A 14,973-nucleotide genomic window follows, 5' to 3' on the forward strand; every position below is an offset into this window, starting at 1 on the left:
AACACGAGAAAAAATTATCTTTCACATCTTATCCGAAGAAACAAGGAACAAAAAGCTCTCCTGCTAGTCAGGAAAGCTTTTAACTAACATCTTATCTTATCAAATCTGGAACGATTTCCATAACTCACCCTCTTTATAGATAAGTCCCTTGATCTGATCAAATGGAATCGTAAATGTAGGAAAACCCGCAGCATAAGGCCCAATTTCATAAGGATTGAAATAGAGATGGAGAGCATGATCGGATATATAGAACGGCTGATCTGGTTTAATCCCTTGGTAACTCTCGGAAAATACATAGGCATACGCAGGATCATCTGTTATCATTTTTCTAATCCGTTTACTCAATTCCTCCACGTAATCCATACCTGCTTTAAACAAATCTCTCAACATAAATATACGGCCGGTTACAAGATGAGTCAGCGCATGTGTTTTTGTTGGTAAGCCATGTGCCGCTCCTACGGTATAGTGATAACCATTTAATTCCAGGATAACAAGATTCTTTTTATAATAAATAACATCATAATCCCCTGTAAAAATCTCTTCTTTTTCATGATGTAAAGAGAACTTCTTCACTTCTGCCAACTGCTTCATTCGGATATTCACTCTTTGTTCGCTAGTTACATCCGGCATTCCTTCTATTACCGGATAATAAACGAGGTAATTTTGATTTGGCTTATATTTCTCTTCCTTAACTCGGTAGGTTCCATTAAGCGAAACCACCTTATTCGGCTCCCAGATGACATCCCCTATACGGTTCACATAAAATAATCTTTGATCAATAAACGCTTGGATCACATTGTCTTCTTTGATTGTTAATGTACCGCTGCCTTCGATATGTGGATACCCTGAAGCGGGAGTTCCATTTCGGTCTATAAAATAGGTCTGTTCGTGATCATTCACACAAGCAAGACCATCTATAAACTCAGATACATCAGAGAATGTAAAATCAGTCAGCAGTGTACCTGATCGATCTGCTATTGCGTAAAGCGCCAAACCTAACGGATATTTAGAATCTGCTGTTCTTCCAATAGCCCAGCGATCTTCTCCAAGATCACGGATATCAAGATATTCCGCAGGAATGATGTACACTCCTTGCTTGTTTATTACTCCGTAGCCTGGCTTATAATCATCTGATGTGTTTACGATAGCCTGCCCCTGATGAAATCCTGTTGCCCCTGTAAAGGAAGGAGGAATAATAGCGGCTCCCCTCTCATCCATATATCCATAAGTTCCACTTGCTGTCTCCTTAAATACAAGTAACCCATCACTATAGTTTCCTACATAATAATAGGGATATGTAGCCAGCCTCTCTCCTGTTTCGTTAATCAACGCATACTCATATTCCTTAATTTTTACAATCGCCCTCTGCTGATGATAGTCGCTTGCTTCTTCATATTGTGCAGGAATGACTTCTTTCCCCTCGGAGTCAAGATACCCATACTGTACAACACTACCTCCAGCAATGTTTGTTGTCTCCATAGAATAAACAGAACGATTCTCAGCCAAATTTGAGATAAAAGAATAGGGCTCCCCTGTGACCTTCTTTCCTTCTTCGTCCAACATAGCAAAATGATAATCATCCTCAGATACGACTGCACGTTGCTCTACGTAAGGCGATATCGATGTATACATTGGTTCTACTAGATACCCGCCTGAGAGCTGAATCATACCGTATTTCTTCTTTTGAGCTACAACAGCAAGTCCATTTTTCTGAAAATCTCTTGCTTCACTATATTTTAGAGGAATTACAGATTCGCCCTCTTCGTTTATATATCCCCACTTCGTACCATCGGTTGTTTTTTCCGCTGCGGGGAGTAGAGATACTCCTCGCTTGTTCTCAGTAGATATCGCTGTTTGTTCCATGATTCGTTCTTCTATGATTTGTTCTTCTGTGAATTGTTCTTCTGTAATTTGTCCGTCCATATGTTTATAGATATTCTCTATTTTTGATTGTAACTGTTGAAGCTCTCTGCGAGAAGGGTACGGAGTTTGGAACAAAAGATTCGTATGAATCGATTGCAGCGCAGCGGGCAGCATTCCTGCACGATACTGAGCATCCGCCAGGTAATACCAATAAAATGGATAGTTCGGATGTTCTTCCGTTTTCCGCTCGTAATATCGAACCACATTCACAAAATAATAAGGATAGACATCCCATGCGGGCACGAATTCTCCTTCTTTCCAGCGAAGTACTTCTACACGGTAAGCCTCCCCCGTATCGTGGGTCCAAAGCGCAATATCACTCGCCTGATTCCCACCGGATCTTCCGGGCACGTTGATCATTTCAATGGAACTATAAGACAAATCCTCTGGTGCTGCATCGATGAAAACTTCGTCTTCCCATCTATAGATCGAAAGTTTTGACCGAATCGCTCCAATCTGCCAACCAATTAGTAAACTCTTCCTATCGTTACGTAAGATAGGTTCACTAGTCATAAGTGTAAGACCATACCCATGACCTTTTATTCTCGCTGCGACCTTCCATTCCTGATCAGTAAAGACAAGTACCATCAGATATAACTCTTCATTTAACTTATAAACGACAGAAATCTCAGGAATTTCATCTCCTGTTAGATCCCCTATATAAATTGCCTGACGAGGCAATGGACCTTCTATGTTTATGACCGTTGCCGTACTAGGCAGATGGGACAAGACAAGCTGAGTTAGCTGGGCTTCCTGATGCTTAGACATAAATGTCAGGCCTCCTTTTTACAACAGTATCCATCCTCATCGTATTGTTATAAAAAGATAAATATGCCGTTCTTTCTTTTAAATTTGGAATAACCCAATGTGGACGACATATATTTACGTGAAGGAGGCTTGAGGATGATTATATCGATCAGCGTTGCTGCAAGTGCTATTGCTTTTATTGTTTTAGTCTATTATGTAGTACGAGTGCTGGTGAAAGGGATGAGCACGCTTAGTGAAACAAACAAAACATTATCCGAAGTCAGAAATGCGATTCATGGACTGACTCAGGAATCAACCAAACTCATACAGACAGCGAATGTCATTACCTCCGATGTAAAAGGCAAGATTCGTTCTGTTGAACCTATCTTTCACTCTGCGGGGGACGTGGGAGAAGCCATTCACAGCGTGACGAAAACGGTCAAGCAAGCTTCAGAAGCGATTGGTGATGTCATTCATCCGGCAGCAGAGAATGATTCTAGAAAACCTGTAAAAATCAAATTCAAGTAGCATTGTAACCTGTAAAGAAAAGGGGGTGAATTATGCCAACCATCCTGGTTCAATTAGCTTATCTTATTATTTTCATCTGGTCGGTTGTAATGATTGTTCAAGACATTCAGCTTTCCCGAAAATCCTGGCTGAATATTTTGCTGCATATTGCCGTAGCCATCGTGTCCCTCAATTGGTTTTTGCAATCAATCGGATATCGATTATAAATGTTTCCATATAAATAAGAGGAACCCCGAATATAATTCGGGGTTCCTCTTATTTACTATATTTTATTCCACTTATACCCGTGTTTTATTAGCCTCTTCTTTTATCTTCTGATATCGTCTGAGATCCGCTTTTTTGACGGGAAGTGTCTCTTTTCTAATCAGTTTTGTCATCGCGACAAGAAGCAGTAACAATAATACCGTAAATGGTAAAGCAGCGATTAAGGAAGCGGTCTGCAAAGCTTCAAGCCCCCCTGAGTATATTAGTACTCCCGCAATAGAAGCCATTAAAGTACCCCACACAAGTTTACCAATACTTGATGGATTCAAACTGCCACCGCTGGTCATACTTGCGAGAATATAAGTTGCAGAGTCTGCAGACGTTACTAAGAACGTAAAAATGAGCAGGATCGCTAATACGGACATAATTCCGGCGAACGGCAGTTGATCAAACATTTGGAACAAAGCTACTGAGACATCTTCATTTACAGCTGCAGCTATTCCTGTATTTTCATGAAGATCAAACCATAGCGCGGTACCTCCAAATGCGGCAATCCATAAACAAGAAATCAACGTCGGAATAATCGTGACACCCACAATAAATTCCCTGATTGTTCTTCCTTTTGATACTCTTGCTATAAAAGCACCAACGTAAGGTGATGAAGCAATTGCCCATGCCCAGTAAAAAATAGTCCATTCTCCTACCCAAGTTCCTTCTGAATAAGGTTGAAGCCGCAAACTATACTGAACAAAACTCGTTATGTAATCCCCGATTGCTAATGTAAATGACTCGAGTATAAAGACGGTTGGACCCATTGTAAATACAAACACCAAAAATGCTATCGCCAAAGTGAGGTTAAAATTACTCAATATACGGATCCCTTTATCAAGTCCTGTCATCGCCGAGATCATATAGCATACGAAAATAAGAAATAACATCAACAGTTGAATCATGGTGTTGTTTCCTATACCAGAAACCTGTTCGACTCCTCCACTCATTTGAAGAACACCAAGCCCGATGGAAGTGGCAACCCCCATCACGGTTGCAATAACAGCTAAGATATCAATCCCATTTTTAACGGTTGTCTTCTTCCCTGTTACTGGTTCTAAAGCGGTGGATATAAGACCATCCCTATTTTTACGAAATTGAAGGAAAGCAATAGCAAGACCTACTAATGCAAATACAGCCCACTGACTAATTCCCCAATGAAAGAAGGAATATCCCATCGCTACGCGTGCCGCTTCCGTTGTTCCCGCTTCCACACCCGCAAACGGCGTGTTAAAGAAGTGACTCATCGGCTCGGCTACTCCCCAGAATACAAGTCCAACGCCAAATCCAGCGGAGAATAACATACCTAACCACGTAAAAAACGAGTACTCTGGTTTGCTTATTTCTCCTCCAAGACGAATTGCACCATACTTACTAGCCGCGAGCCACATAAGAAATACAATGATTACGACTAGTGACAACAAATAAAACCAACCAAAATTTTCTTTAGAAAAATCAAATAAATAATTTGCAGTATTTCCGAAAGCCTCAGGCATAATTGCGCCCATCAAAGCAATAATAGCAGCAACTATTGCAGAAATGGAAAATACTTTATTTTTGAATAATTTGCCAATCACAGACTCACCTCTACCATTTTAGTAAAAACTCTATTTAGAATAGTTATTTACACCAAAATGATAAATCTTAATCAGGAAATGAGCGTATTATTCCAACAGTAAAGAATACCATAAGAAAAGAATGATACCTAAAATAGGCAATAGACCGCCGATCACCATGGCAACATAGGGAGTTGGGGATTTCATATATTGTATAAATTCCTTTTTTTCGGTTGTCAGAAAAACTTGTTGCTGAATTCCATTCACAATTTTCTTGCTGTCTGCTGGGCTTAACCCGGAGATGTGTGCCCACATATCCATATATTCCTGTTTACTTTTTTCTAATAACTCATCCGCCGATGCTTCTTCTTTCAAATGGTCGGCCTCTGAATTTAAGATATCTGACATGGAATCGCCGCCTTTTTCACTGAATTTACTATATTACTATAGAAACACGAAAAAACAGAAAAAGTTTGAATATTCTAATGAGAAATGTTAAATAGAAAACGACCAGACAGTGATCCTTCGCCCATCTTCTAGATGAATTGTTTTACCGCTAATATAAAAGATTTTGGATTCTCTCTCAGTGTGTAAGGATACACACCTTGCTGCGTATGTATATATAACATCCCATGACCACTGCCCATGGAGCGGTAAGATAAATCAAATACTTTTTCGATGGGAAACTCACGATATGCTGATACGATTTTATCCGGGTATAACTTTAGGAGTCGCTGATGTTCTATGATCTCCATGTCCAAGGAATGGATCTTTCGCTCCATTTTGTAATAAGCCTGAATCGCAATGGGGTTGCTCATTCTCGATGTTCCTTTCTTTGAATATACTTTATCGTACCATCTATCCTCTTAGTACGGTACCCCATCCTTCATCAAATGAACCGCTACCTGCTGACGAAACCCACTTTACATGATAGTCTGTGACTAGAATGTAACCCATATACCTCACCCTTGTACAAGGCTAGATCAACCCCAAAAGGAGTGACATGTAATGAACCCATTCTCACCTGATCTGTTAAAAGATAAAGTCATCATTGTTACCGGCGGTGGAACCGGTCTCGGACTTGCCATGAGCGAAATGTTTGCTGACCTAGGGGCAAAGCTCGCTTGGTGCGGGAGGAGATTTGAAGTGCTTGAACAGTCCGCTCGAGATTTTACAGCTAAAGGAGTTGAAGTATTCTACCAAAGCTGTGATGTACGAGATGCAGCACAAGTAGCGTCTTTTGTGGAAGCGGTTACTGCTCATTTCGGTCAGATTGATATCCTTGTTAATAATGCTGCCGGGAACTTTATTAGTCCTACAGAGAAGTTATCTCCACGGGCCGTAGATGCGATTTTGAATATTGTGTTACACGGTACCTTTTACATGACACTGGAAGTTGGGAAAAGATGGATTGAGCGTAAAGAAACCGGAACCATGCTGAATATCGTAACTACTTATGCATCTAGCGGCAGCGGGTCGGGGTATGTTGTTCCTTCTGCTGCAGCCAAAGCGGGGGTACTTGCGCTTACACGTTCACTTGCAGTCGAATGGGCTCCTTACGGTATTCGCCAAGTTGCTATTGCGCCGGGTCCATTTCCAACCGAGGGAGCTGGGTCCAGATTAACGCCGACTCCCGGGCTCGAACAGAAATTAATCGATAGAGTACCTTTCAAACGTGCCGGGAACAAAGAAGAACTCGGTGTGCTTGCTGCGTTTCTCATTTCTGATTACGCAGGTTACATAAACGGAGAAGTCGTTACTATTGACGGCGGAGAGTGGCTTCAGGGGGCAGGACAGTTTAACGGGTTAGTAGAACTCACCGAAGAGGAATGGAATGCTCTCTCTAAAACAACTCGAAAAGGATAACAAAAGATGCCTTCTCTGAAAACGAGAAAGGCATCTTTTTGATGTAGAACAATATGCTCTAATCTGAGTAAAGTTATAGAAGAGAAAGGGACAAGAATGGATACTACTTCGAATACTTGTCAGTAAGGATTCTTACTAGATTGTTATTTACATAATTCACATAATGCCGCACCAGTTACTTCTACAAGCTGACTTGTCGTTATTTCCATTTGGCATCCTACTTTTCCTGCACTAATGATGATTTTATCGATATCTTTCGCTTGCTCATCTATAAATACAGGATAACGTTTCTTCATTCCAATCGGAGAACATCCCCCTCGAATATAGCCCGTCACTTCTAATAGGTCTTTGACAGCAATAAGTTCAATTTTCTTTTCCTTTGCAGATTTCGCTGCTTTTTTCAGATCTAATTCACACTGCACAGGAATTACAAATACATAATATCCTTTCGTGTTACTGCCATGCGCCACTAAGGTTTTATAGACAAGTTCTGGAGACTTTCCTACTTTGCGCGCCACAGATAGACCATCAATGTCTCCATCATCTACGGAATAAGTAAGTATGTCATAGGAAACCTTCTGTTTACCCAGCATTCGCATCGCATTTGTCTTTTCTTGCTTCATTTCATAGCCTTCCTTTCTTGATTTGTTAATGACAATAATTCTATTCTAATCATCGCTTATATGTATGAAAAGTGTAGTTAACTAAGCAAATCGTGAAAACTTATGGAAGTGAACCATATAAAAAAGAGCCGCAGATCTGCGGCTCTCCTCATCCATCACCATAATAAGCTGATTGTCAGTAGGTTGAATAAAGCTAATGGGAGAATAACATTGGGATTGGGTCCATGGCCTGGAGGACCCCAACCAGGTCCTGGGCCATGGCCATGGCCATGACCGTGACCACCCCCACCCGGTCCGTATCCGCCTGGATAAAATCCACGCTGATCTTCGACTTGCAAAAACACATAATGTTCATCTACGTTCACTACAATACCCTCAATTGATTCTCCATCTATGGTAAGTACTTTCACCTTGTGATTAACCAATTGCTTGCAAGCGTGTTTTGCATGCTCTTTATGTTTTTTCAAGTGATCTGCGAGCTGATGCTCACATTGATACATTAATTGATGTCCGCGATATGCCACTTTCTATTCCTCCTTCATAAATCATCCTGCTCACAATGTATGCAGCTGACTCATAAAGGGTGTTTGCCTATAGAAAGAAGGACACTCGACACATCAAAAAAAACAAAATCTCGTGATTTAAGGATTCGTGGACCACATACCTGCCGATTTAATAAAGATTCTGGAATTCAGTTTCAACTGAGAAACCATGTATTCAGCTAAATCTTCAGGCTGCATTACTTTATCTGGATTGCCATCCGTTAAGTTCAGATCTACTGCCATATCTGTAGCAACGGTGCTTGGCGTAAGCGCAGTTACACGGATATTGTGTTTTCTTACTTCTAGCATCAAAGATTCCGTTAATGCCAGAACTCCTGCTTTCGAGGCACTGTACGCACTTGTAACAGGTGCACCTTTTTGACCTGCTGTAGAAGAAATATTAATAATATCACCTGTTTTACGCTCAATCATTTGCGGTAGAACAGCTCTGGTTGTATAGTAAACGCCCATCAAGTTAACTTGAATAATCTGTTCCCAATCCTTCGGATCAAGTTCCATGAAATTACCGAACTTCGAAATACCCGCATTGTTAATCAGGATATCAATAGGTCCGAGTTCTTTACTGACATGTTCTACCGCTTTTGTAATAGACTCAAGATCGGATACATCCGCTGTGGCAATCGATACTTTGACACCGTAAGGTTGTAGTTCTTCTGCCACTTTGTCCAAGTGACTTTTATTCCGTGCAATGAGGCCTACGTGAATGCCTTCTTTTGCAAACTCAATAGCGGTTGCTCGTCCAATGCCTCGTCCTGCACCCGTAATTAGGGCGACTTTCCCTGTAAGGTTTTGCATAGTCTCCACTCCTTTTAAATAAACTGTCACAATCGTATTATACTTTTTTATCCTTTGGTTTTCCAAACTTAACGTGACAGGTATGTCATTAATTATACAGTCAGATGTTTGGATAAGTCTGGTATAACTGTGAAGTATATAAAAACGGTAGCCCCCGCTTGAGAGCTACCGCCAAATCATATTCTTATATTCGTTTATACTTGAACTGTTTTTTTCCAATCTGCAGCAAATTTCTCCATTCCTTGATCCGTTAATGGATGTTTGGATAGTTGTTCAATGACAGAGAAAGGAATGGTAGCAATATGAGCACCAGCCATAGCTACTCGGGTTACGTGGTCCGGATGACGAACGGATGCTGCAATAATTTGGGCATCCAAATTATGAATTTGGAACAATTCCGCAATTTTAGCTACAAGCAGTACGCCATCTTCTGAAATATCATCCAAACGACCAAGGAATGGGGATACATAGGTTGCACCCGCACGTGCAGCTAATAGTGCCTGATTAACTGTGAAAATCAAGGTTACATTGGTTTTTACACCTTTTTTAGTCAGATAACGGCATGCTTCTAAACCAGCAAGTGTCATCGGAAGTTTAATCGTAATATTTTTATCATTATTATTGATTTTAATAAGTTCATTAGCCTGTGCAATCATCTCTTCCGCTGTCTCTGCATCAGGTGTTACTTCTGCCGATACAGATTCAACTTCTGGTACTTCACGTAAAATCTCCTCGATACGATCTTCAAATTTCACGCCTTCTTTAGCAACCAGAGAGGGATTTGTCGTAACTCCAGACAACACTCCAATTTTGTAAGCCTTTTTGATGTCTTCCAGATTAGCTGTGTCAATAAAGAATTTCATCGATATTACCTCCGTTTATTGGGTATGATTTGTAGGCTTCAAATTTATCGTAAACGTGTTGTATACGTTCCTTCTATTGAAGCACAGGGCTTTTTGTTGCTAGACTAAGATCTTCTTCTATTACTTCAGTTCTGTGTCCCTCTTCTTGATCGAACCACCAGTGGTATCCATCCTGCTCAAGCAGTTCATCTGAAGCAGAAGGTCCGTTAGTTCCCGCAGCATATATATGCAGAGGTACAAGGTTCTCATTGTATGCTTCTAAAATCGGCTGAACCCATTGCCATGACAACTCCACTTCTTCCCAGTGTGCAAAGAACGTAGAGTCTCCATTTAACGCATCACCGATTAAATTCTCATAAGCTTCCGGTAAATTTGCTTGACTCTCGTGAAAATCAATATACATCGGTTTGATCTTCTCTTTATTCAGAGGATCTCTTGTATTCAGATGTAGCGAAATTCTTTCATCTGGACTGATTTCAAATACAAGCAGATTTGGCTTTTTATTCTCTTCATTTGCGTTGCCTGATTTTTTCAGCGGCTCTTTGAACTCGATCACAATACGTGTTGATTTCTCTTTCATTCTTTTACCCGTACGGATATAAAAAGGAACTCCGCGCCAGAAGTAATCATCAATTTTGAGCTTCGCTGCGATAAATGTATCATTACTGGAGTTTTCAGGGATATTGGGTTCCGAAGTATAACCTACGACTGGATTCCCATCAATCACTCCTGCCCCATATTGCCCACGGACAACATAAGAGTGGACATCCTCTTTATGCAGCTGTTCCAAAGAATTCATGACGATTTTCTTTTTCTTCCGAACATCGTCATTCGTTGTATTATTCGGAGAGTGAGTCGTCAGCATCATGAGCAATTGCAGCATATGATTCTGGAACATATCCCTTACTGCTCCTACTTGATCATAATAACCAGCCCGTTCTTCCACACCTACGGTCTCATTGGACGTAATTTGAATATTGGCAATATAGCGATTATCCCATAAAGCTTTAAAGACTGGATTGTTATTTTGCAGTACTTCCAGTTTCTGAACCATCGGTTTCCCAAGATAGTGATCGATCCGGAAAATTTCTTCTTCTTTAAAAGCAATGGACAGACTTTCATTTAACTCCCGTGCGGACTGTAAATCATGACCAAATGGTTTCTCGATCACTAGACGCTTCCATCCACTTGTTCTTCCGAGTCCACTTTCCTGAATATTAGCCGCAATCGTCCCGAAAAATTGAGGTCCTACAGACAAATAAAACATCCGATTCGACTTCGTTTGAATTTCTTGCTCCTGTTGTTCAATTTCTTGCAGCAATGTTTTGTAATCTTCTTTATGACCAACATCCAGAACACGATAGCGGAAGGCATGCAAGAATTTTTGAAGATGATCTTGATCTATCACTTCGCGCCGGGAGAACATCCGTAGAGATTTCTCAACATTGGCCTGAAAATCGGAATCGGAAAGTTCTCTTCTTCCAAGACCGAATACAGAAAACGAATCGGGTAATTTATGATCAATAAATAAATTATATAAAGCAGGGTAGATTTTTCTTTTGGCTAAATCCCCTGTAGCTCCAAACAATACAAATGTTATGGCTTCCATTATTTTTCTCCTCTCAGTTGTTGCCAGTTAGTTAAATCTGGTATCTCAACCTTTAATCCACTATAATACGAATTACACCTATACAGGTAATTAATATATTTCACAGGAGCTATAGATGACGTCTATGATCAATCACGAATTATACAAAGTATTTTATTGGGCAGCGAAAACCGGAAGCCTGTCGAGTGCAGCCAAAGTGCTGTTTATTACTCAGCCAAGTGTGAGTCATGCGATCAAACAGCTGGAAGAAAGCCTTGGGGTCACCTTGTTTTATCGAAATTCCAAAGGGGTTTCTTTAACACAAGAAGGGGCAACTCTTTATTCCTATATAGAACAGTCTCATATTTTGATTTCGCTCGCAGAAGAAAAAATGGCTGCACTTAAAAAATTGGACAGCGGTGAGCTGCGGATCGGCGGAAGCGATTCCTTGTTCAAACATTACATGCTCCCTTATCTTGAGAGCTACCATCAGAAATATCCCGGTATTAAGCTCCATCTTAATCACGGGACAACTCCAGAAACGATTGCTTTCCTGAAGGAAGGTAAGATTGATCTAGGTGTCGTTCGTATGCCGATCGTCGATCCTCAAATTGAGGTAATGGGTGGGATTCAGCTGCAGGACTGCTTTGTAGCGGGAGCTCATTATGCTGAACTTAAGGATCGCGTATTATCACTCGAACACCTGCTTGAGTACCCGATTATCTTATTTTCGCGCAACAGCCGGGTACGGATGGCTATCACAGAGCTTTTTCAAAGCTACGGACATCAAATTAAACCTGAAATTGAGGTGGGCAGTGTAGATTTGTTGATTGAACTTGCACGAAAAGGTCTTGGAATCTCTTATGTAACGAAAGAATTCATTTCGAAGGAACTAGAAGAAGGCTCTTTATTCGAAATACAACTCGATATCCAAATGCCCCCTTCACAAGTGGGCCTCATGATTATGCGTAATATGCCGCTGTCCACGGCAGCAAGCAAATTTATTGAACTCGTAAATTAATCCTATTAAATAAATGGCATTAAAAAAAAGAACATTCATCGCCTGATCTTGAACTGAACCCCGAATGGTAGACACTTTAAAAAAAGTGACTCCATTCGGGGTTTTTCTATTTTCTTTCTAGAAAAGTCCCGTTATACTAACATTACAATTTTTAGAACGGAGTAATTATCATGAGTAAGATTATCTTTAATGAACACCAACAAAGACAATTAGAGGCCAATCCAAATGTTAGAATCGTGACAGATCGGACGATTCAATATACCCCTGACTTTAAACTACTAGCGGTTAAACAAAACCAAGTTGGCAAAGGACCAGCAGAAATTTTCACAGAAGCTGGATTTGATTTGAAGGTGATTGGCCTAAGTAAAGCACGAAGTGCCTTAGATCGTTGGCGTAGAACCTTTCAAACCTATGGAGAAGATGGTTTTTTTGAAGAACGTCGAGGAAAAGGCAGTAAAGGACGTCCTAAGAAAGAAAATGCCTCTGCAGAAAGGAAATTAGCCCAAGCAGAAGCGCGTATTCGATTGCTAGAGGCGGAGTTGTCTTTACTAAAAAAGCTAGACGAGTTAGAAAGGCAGGCGAAAAAGAATCGTCGTTAACAGCTCGAGAGAAATACCAAGTCATCAATGAAACGATTCGGCAGTATCAATTGAAAAACATGGTCCGTTACTTATGTGAAGTGGCTAGAGTAAGTCCTAGTGGCTATTACAAGTGGCTTCAAAACGGAGAAAAACGAGCCCTCAGTGAAGAATCAGATTATCAAGATTATCTCTTACTAAAAGAAATTTATGATCAAGCCAACGGGAAAATTGGTTATCGTGGTTTGTATATGGAAGTGACTGAAAAAGCCGGTCGGCCCATGAATCATAAAAAAATCTTACGTTTAATGCGTAAGTTTCACTTCTTTGCCAAAGTACGAAGAGCAAATCCTTATCGTACGCTAACCAAAGCTACAGAAGCTCACTGCCAGGTACCAAACCACTTAAAACGTCAGTTCAACCAAGAGGAACCTGGGAAAACATTCGTAACCGACATTACTTACTTGCAAATTCAGGGTGGTAAAACGGCTTATTTGTCATGTGTGAAAGATGTGGCGACACGGGAAATTGTCGCTTATGAACTTTCAACGAGTTTACGGATGGAAATTGTCTATCGAACGTTAAGCAAATTAGAAGACTTTATCGGGAATCGACTACATCCAGAAGCCATGATTCACTCGGATCAAGGTTTTCATTACACCCATCCAGAGTACCAGTTTCGTGTAAAGAGGATGGGACTTCTGCAATCTATGTCGCGAAGAGGAAACTGCCTAGATAACGCACCGATGGAGTCTTTCTTTGGGCACATGAAAGACGAAATATCTTATAAACAAGCAACCAGTATAGTAGAACTAAGACGAATGGTTGATGATTACATGGACCACTATAATAATACAAGAAAGCAATGGACATTAAAAAAGATGACTCCGGCAGCATACCGAAGTCATCTCATTGCCGCTTAAACAGCGGCACATCCTTTTTTTAAAACTGTCTACTTAATAGGGTTCAGTTCATCTGTCAGGTTACGAATGCTCTCTTTTTTATCATGTTCATTACTACAAAGTAATTAATTGCATGAATTAATATAAAATCGTAGACTTACAACCGCAAATGACATATTGCCCTGTGATTTGAGCGCCTTTATAACACCATGAATTACCGCTGTTAGGCTGAACGTACTGACTCACACAATCCATACATTTCGCTCTTACCCCTACCGGATCACTCGTATACCACCAGCCTGATGGATGAGGACATAAACCTTTACACCCATTTAATGAATTGTTCGTCGTGCAAGTAACATAGGTAGAAGGGCAAGATCCGTCTACTCCACATCCCGTGCAAAATTGTCCATGCGGTGGTACGCAGGCTCCTGCTAAAAAAGAGACTTTAGCCACATCGTCTCTTGGATTAATCAATATCTTGGCAAGCAGTAAAGCAATCTGTTCAGACATCCGGTTCAGCCACGTTTTGCGCGTCCATTTTCGAGTGATGCGGCTGATAGAATCTTGTGTCTGCTCGTCTTTATTTATCGGTTTACGCCACATCCAATTCCCCCTTAGAACTAGGAAACCTTCGCCATTTTAATATAACTCTCCAGTTGTTCCCGATTGTTGACGAGTCCCTTATGTCTAATGACACCCTGAGAATCAATTGCGTAAGCATAAGGAGTCACTTGAACATCCAGCTGATGAGCAAATTCTGAACTTACGAGAACAACCTCATCTTCATATTCCATTTGATGAGCGTAATCCTCGGCAAGTTCTGCCGTTGAGAATAACATAAGAAGAGGCTGTACCTGATGCTCCTTCGTCATAGCCTGAAAATCAGGCAGAATTTCGGCACATTCTCTGCACGTTGGCGATCCAAATAACATCAGCGCAGGTCTTCCTTTCAGTTCCTCTGTAGACCACTGCCTGCCATCTAGATGAGGGGTTGTAGCTGCCGGAAGCCTCTCGCCCACAGGAATGCCTGACTGATTCACTCCTCGCGCTGTCCCCATAATCATGATGCCAAGTTGTCTGAATAATATAAGATTGAGAATGACTAGCGGAATAACTAGCAGCCATAAAATCGCATAGGATATCCAGAAAAATGTAGACATGAGAA

The 14,973-nt window shown here is 40.8% G+C and carries 16 protein-coding genes; 5 read left to right on the top strand and 11 right to left on the bottom strand.

What is annotated here, in order from left to right:
* Nucleotides 1–99: 99 nt before the first annotated feature.
* The gene (locus ACWPWY_RS09650; protein ID WP_454191496.1) at nucleotides 100–2,691 is read right to left on the bottom strand and encodes a WG repeat-containing protein; all 2,592 of its coding nucleotides are present in this window, start codon (nucleotides 2,689–2,691) and stop codon (nucleotides 100–102) included.
* Between the two features lie 135 nt (nucleotides 2,692–2,826).
* On the opposite strand from ACWPWY_RS09650, the gene ACWPWY_RS09655 reads away from it, so the two are divergent.
* Both ACWPWY_RS09655 and ACWPWY_RS09660 read left to right on the top strand, forming a co-directional pair.
* The gene (locus ACWPWY_RS09655; protein ID WP_454191497.1) at nucleotides 2,827–3,198 is read left to right on the top strand and encodes a DUF948 domain-containing protein; all 372 of its coding nucleotides are present in this window, start codon (nucleotides 2,827–2,829) and stop codon (nucleotides 3,196–3,198) included.
* A gap of 32 nt (nucleotides 3,199–3,230) precedes the next feature.
* Nucleotides 3,231–3,404: a hypothetical protein gene (locus ACWPWY_RS09660; protein ID WP_454191498.1), complete on the top strand. Its 174-nt coding sequence runs from the start codon at nucleotides 3,231–3,233 to the stop codon at nucleotides 3,402–3,404.
* Between the two features lie 72 nt (nucleotides 3,405–3,476).
* On the opposite strand, the gene ACWPWY_RS09665 is transcribed toward ACWPWY_RS09660, so the two are convergent.
* The 3 genes from ACWPWY_RS09665 to ACWPWY_RS09675 form a co-directional block, all read right to left on the bottom strand.
* Entirely contained in the window at nucleotides 3,477–5,027 is a 1,551-nt protein-coding gene (locus ACWPWY_RS09665) for a BCCT family transporter (protein ID WP_454191499.1), read from the bottom strand.
* 87 nt (nucleotides 5,028–5,114) lie between these two features.
* On the bottom strand, nucleotides 5,115–5,414 hold the full coding sequence (locus tag ACWPWY_RS09670; RefSeq protein ID WP_454191500.1) for a hypothetical protein: 300 nt from the start codon (nucleotides 5,412–5,414) through the stop codon (nucleotides 5,115–5,117).
* Between the two features lie 128 nt (nucleotides 5,415–5,542).
* Nucleotides 5,543–5,824 (bottom strand): hypothetical protein, encoded by a 282-nt coding sequence (locus ACWPWY_RS09675; RefSeq protein ID WP_454191501.1) that lies wholly within the window; start codon nucleotides 5,822–5,824, stop codon nucleotides 5,543–5,545.
* Nucleotides 5,825–6,014: 190 nt separating this feature from the next.
* Here ACWPWY_RS09675 and ACWPWY_RS09680 point away from each other — a divergent pair, with 190 nt between their 5' ends.
* Nucleotides 6,015–6,872, top strand: a complete 858-nt coding sequence (locus ACWPWY_RS09680; protein WP_454191502.1) for an SDR family oxidoreductase — start codon at nucleotides 6,015–6,017, stop codon at nucleotides 6,870–6,872.
* A 143-nt stretch (nucleotides 6,873–7,015) separates the two neighbouring features.
* Here the strand turns inward: ACWPWY_RS09680 and ybaK are convergent, their stop codons facing one another.
* The 5 genes from ybaK to zwf all read right to left on the bottom strand — a co-directional run bounded on the left by ybaK (nucleotide 7,016) and on the right by zwf (nucleotide 11,325).
* Entirely contained in the window at nucleotides 7,016–7,495 is a 480-nt protein-coding gene (gene ybaK / locus ACWPWY_RS09685) for a Cys-tRNA(Pro) deacylase (protein WP_454191503.1), read from the bottom strand.
* A gap of 155 nt (nucleotides 7,496–7,650) precedes the next feature.
* A complete protein-coding gene (locus ACWPWY_RS09690) occupies nucleotides 7,651–8,019 on the bottom strand; it encodes a hypothetical protein (RefSeq protein ID WP_454191504.1) in 369 nt (122 codons plus the stop codon).
* 117 nt (nucleotides 8,020–8,136) lie between these two features.
* Nucleotides 8,137–8,853, bottom strand: a complete 717-nt coding sequence (locus tag ACWPWY_RS09695; RefSeq protein WP_454191505.1) for a 3-ketoacyl-ACP reductase — start codon at nucleotides 8,851–8,853, stop codon at nucleotides 8,137–8,139.
* A 194-nt stretch (nucleotides 8,854–9,047) separates the two neighbouring features.
* Nucleotides 9,048–9,716, bottom strand: a complete 669-nt coding sequence (gene fsa / locus ACWPWY_RS09700; protein ID WP_454191506.1) for a fructose-6-phosphate aldolase — start codon at nucleotides 9,714–9,716, stop codon at nucleotides 9,048–9,050.
* A 73-nt stretch (nucleotides 9,717–9,789) separates the two neighbouring features.
* Complete coding sequence (gene zwf, locus ACWPWY_RS09705; RefSeq protein ID WP_454191507.1) at nucleotides 9,790–11,325, bottom strand: glucose-6-phosphate dehydrogenase; 1,536 nt, start codon at nucleotides 11,323–11,325, stop codon at nucleotides 9,790–9,792.
* Nucleotides 11,326–11,440: 115 nt separating this feature from the next.
* Here zwf and ACWPWY_RS09710 point away from each other — a divergent pair, with 115 nt between their 5' ends.
* Nucleotides 11,441–12,325, top strand: coding sequence for a LysR family transcriptional regulator (locus ACWPWY_RS09710; protein ID WP_454191508.1), 885 nt, complete (start codon nucleotides 11,441–11,443; stop codon nucleotides 12,323–12,325).
* A gap of 170 nt (nucleotides 12,326–12,495) precedes the next feature.
* Nucleotides 12,496–13,826 (top strand): IS3 family transposase gene (locus ACWPWY_RS09715; RefSeq protein ID WP_454190738.1). Its coding sequence is split into 2 segments (ribosomal slippage): nucleotides 12,496–12,874 and nucleotides 12,874–13,826, totalling 1,332 coding nucleotides; the frame shifts between segments, so codons are not numbered across the junction.
* Nucleotides 13,827–13,943: 117 nt separating this feature from the next.
* On the opposite strand, the gene ACWPWY_RS09720 is transcribed toward ACWPWY_RS09715, so the two are convergent.
* Entirely contained in the window at nucleotides 13,944–14,411 is a 468-nt protein-coding gene (locus ACWPWY_RS09720; RefSeq protein ID WP_454191509.1) for a hypothetical protein, read from the bottom strand.
* Nucleotides 14,412–14,428: 17 nt separating this feature from the next.
* Nucleotides 14,429–14,968, bottom strand: a complete 540-nt coding sequence (locus ACWPWY_RS09725) for a redoxin family protein (RefSeq protein WP_454191510.1) — start codon at nucleotides 14,966–14,968, stop codon at nucleotides 14,429–14,431.
* Between the last annotated feature and the right edge of the window lie 5 nt (nucleotides 14,969–14,973).

This window comes from Paenibacillus sp. Marseille-Q7038 (genome assembly GCF_965111595.1).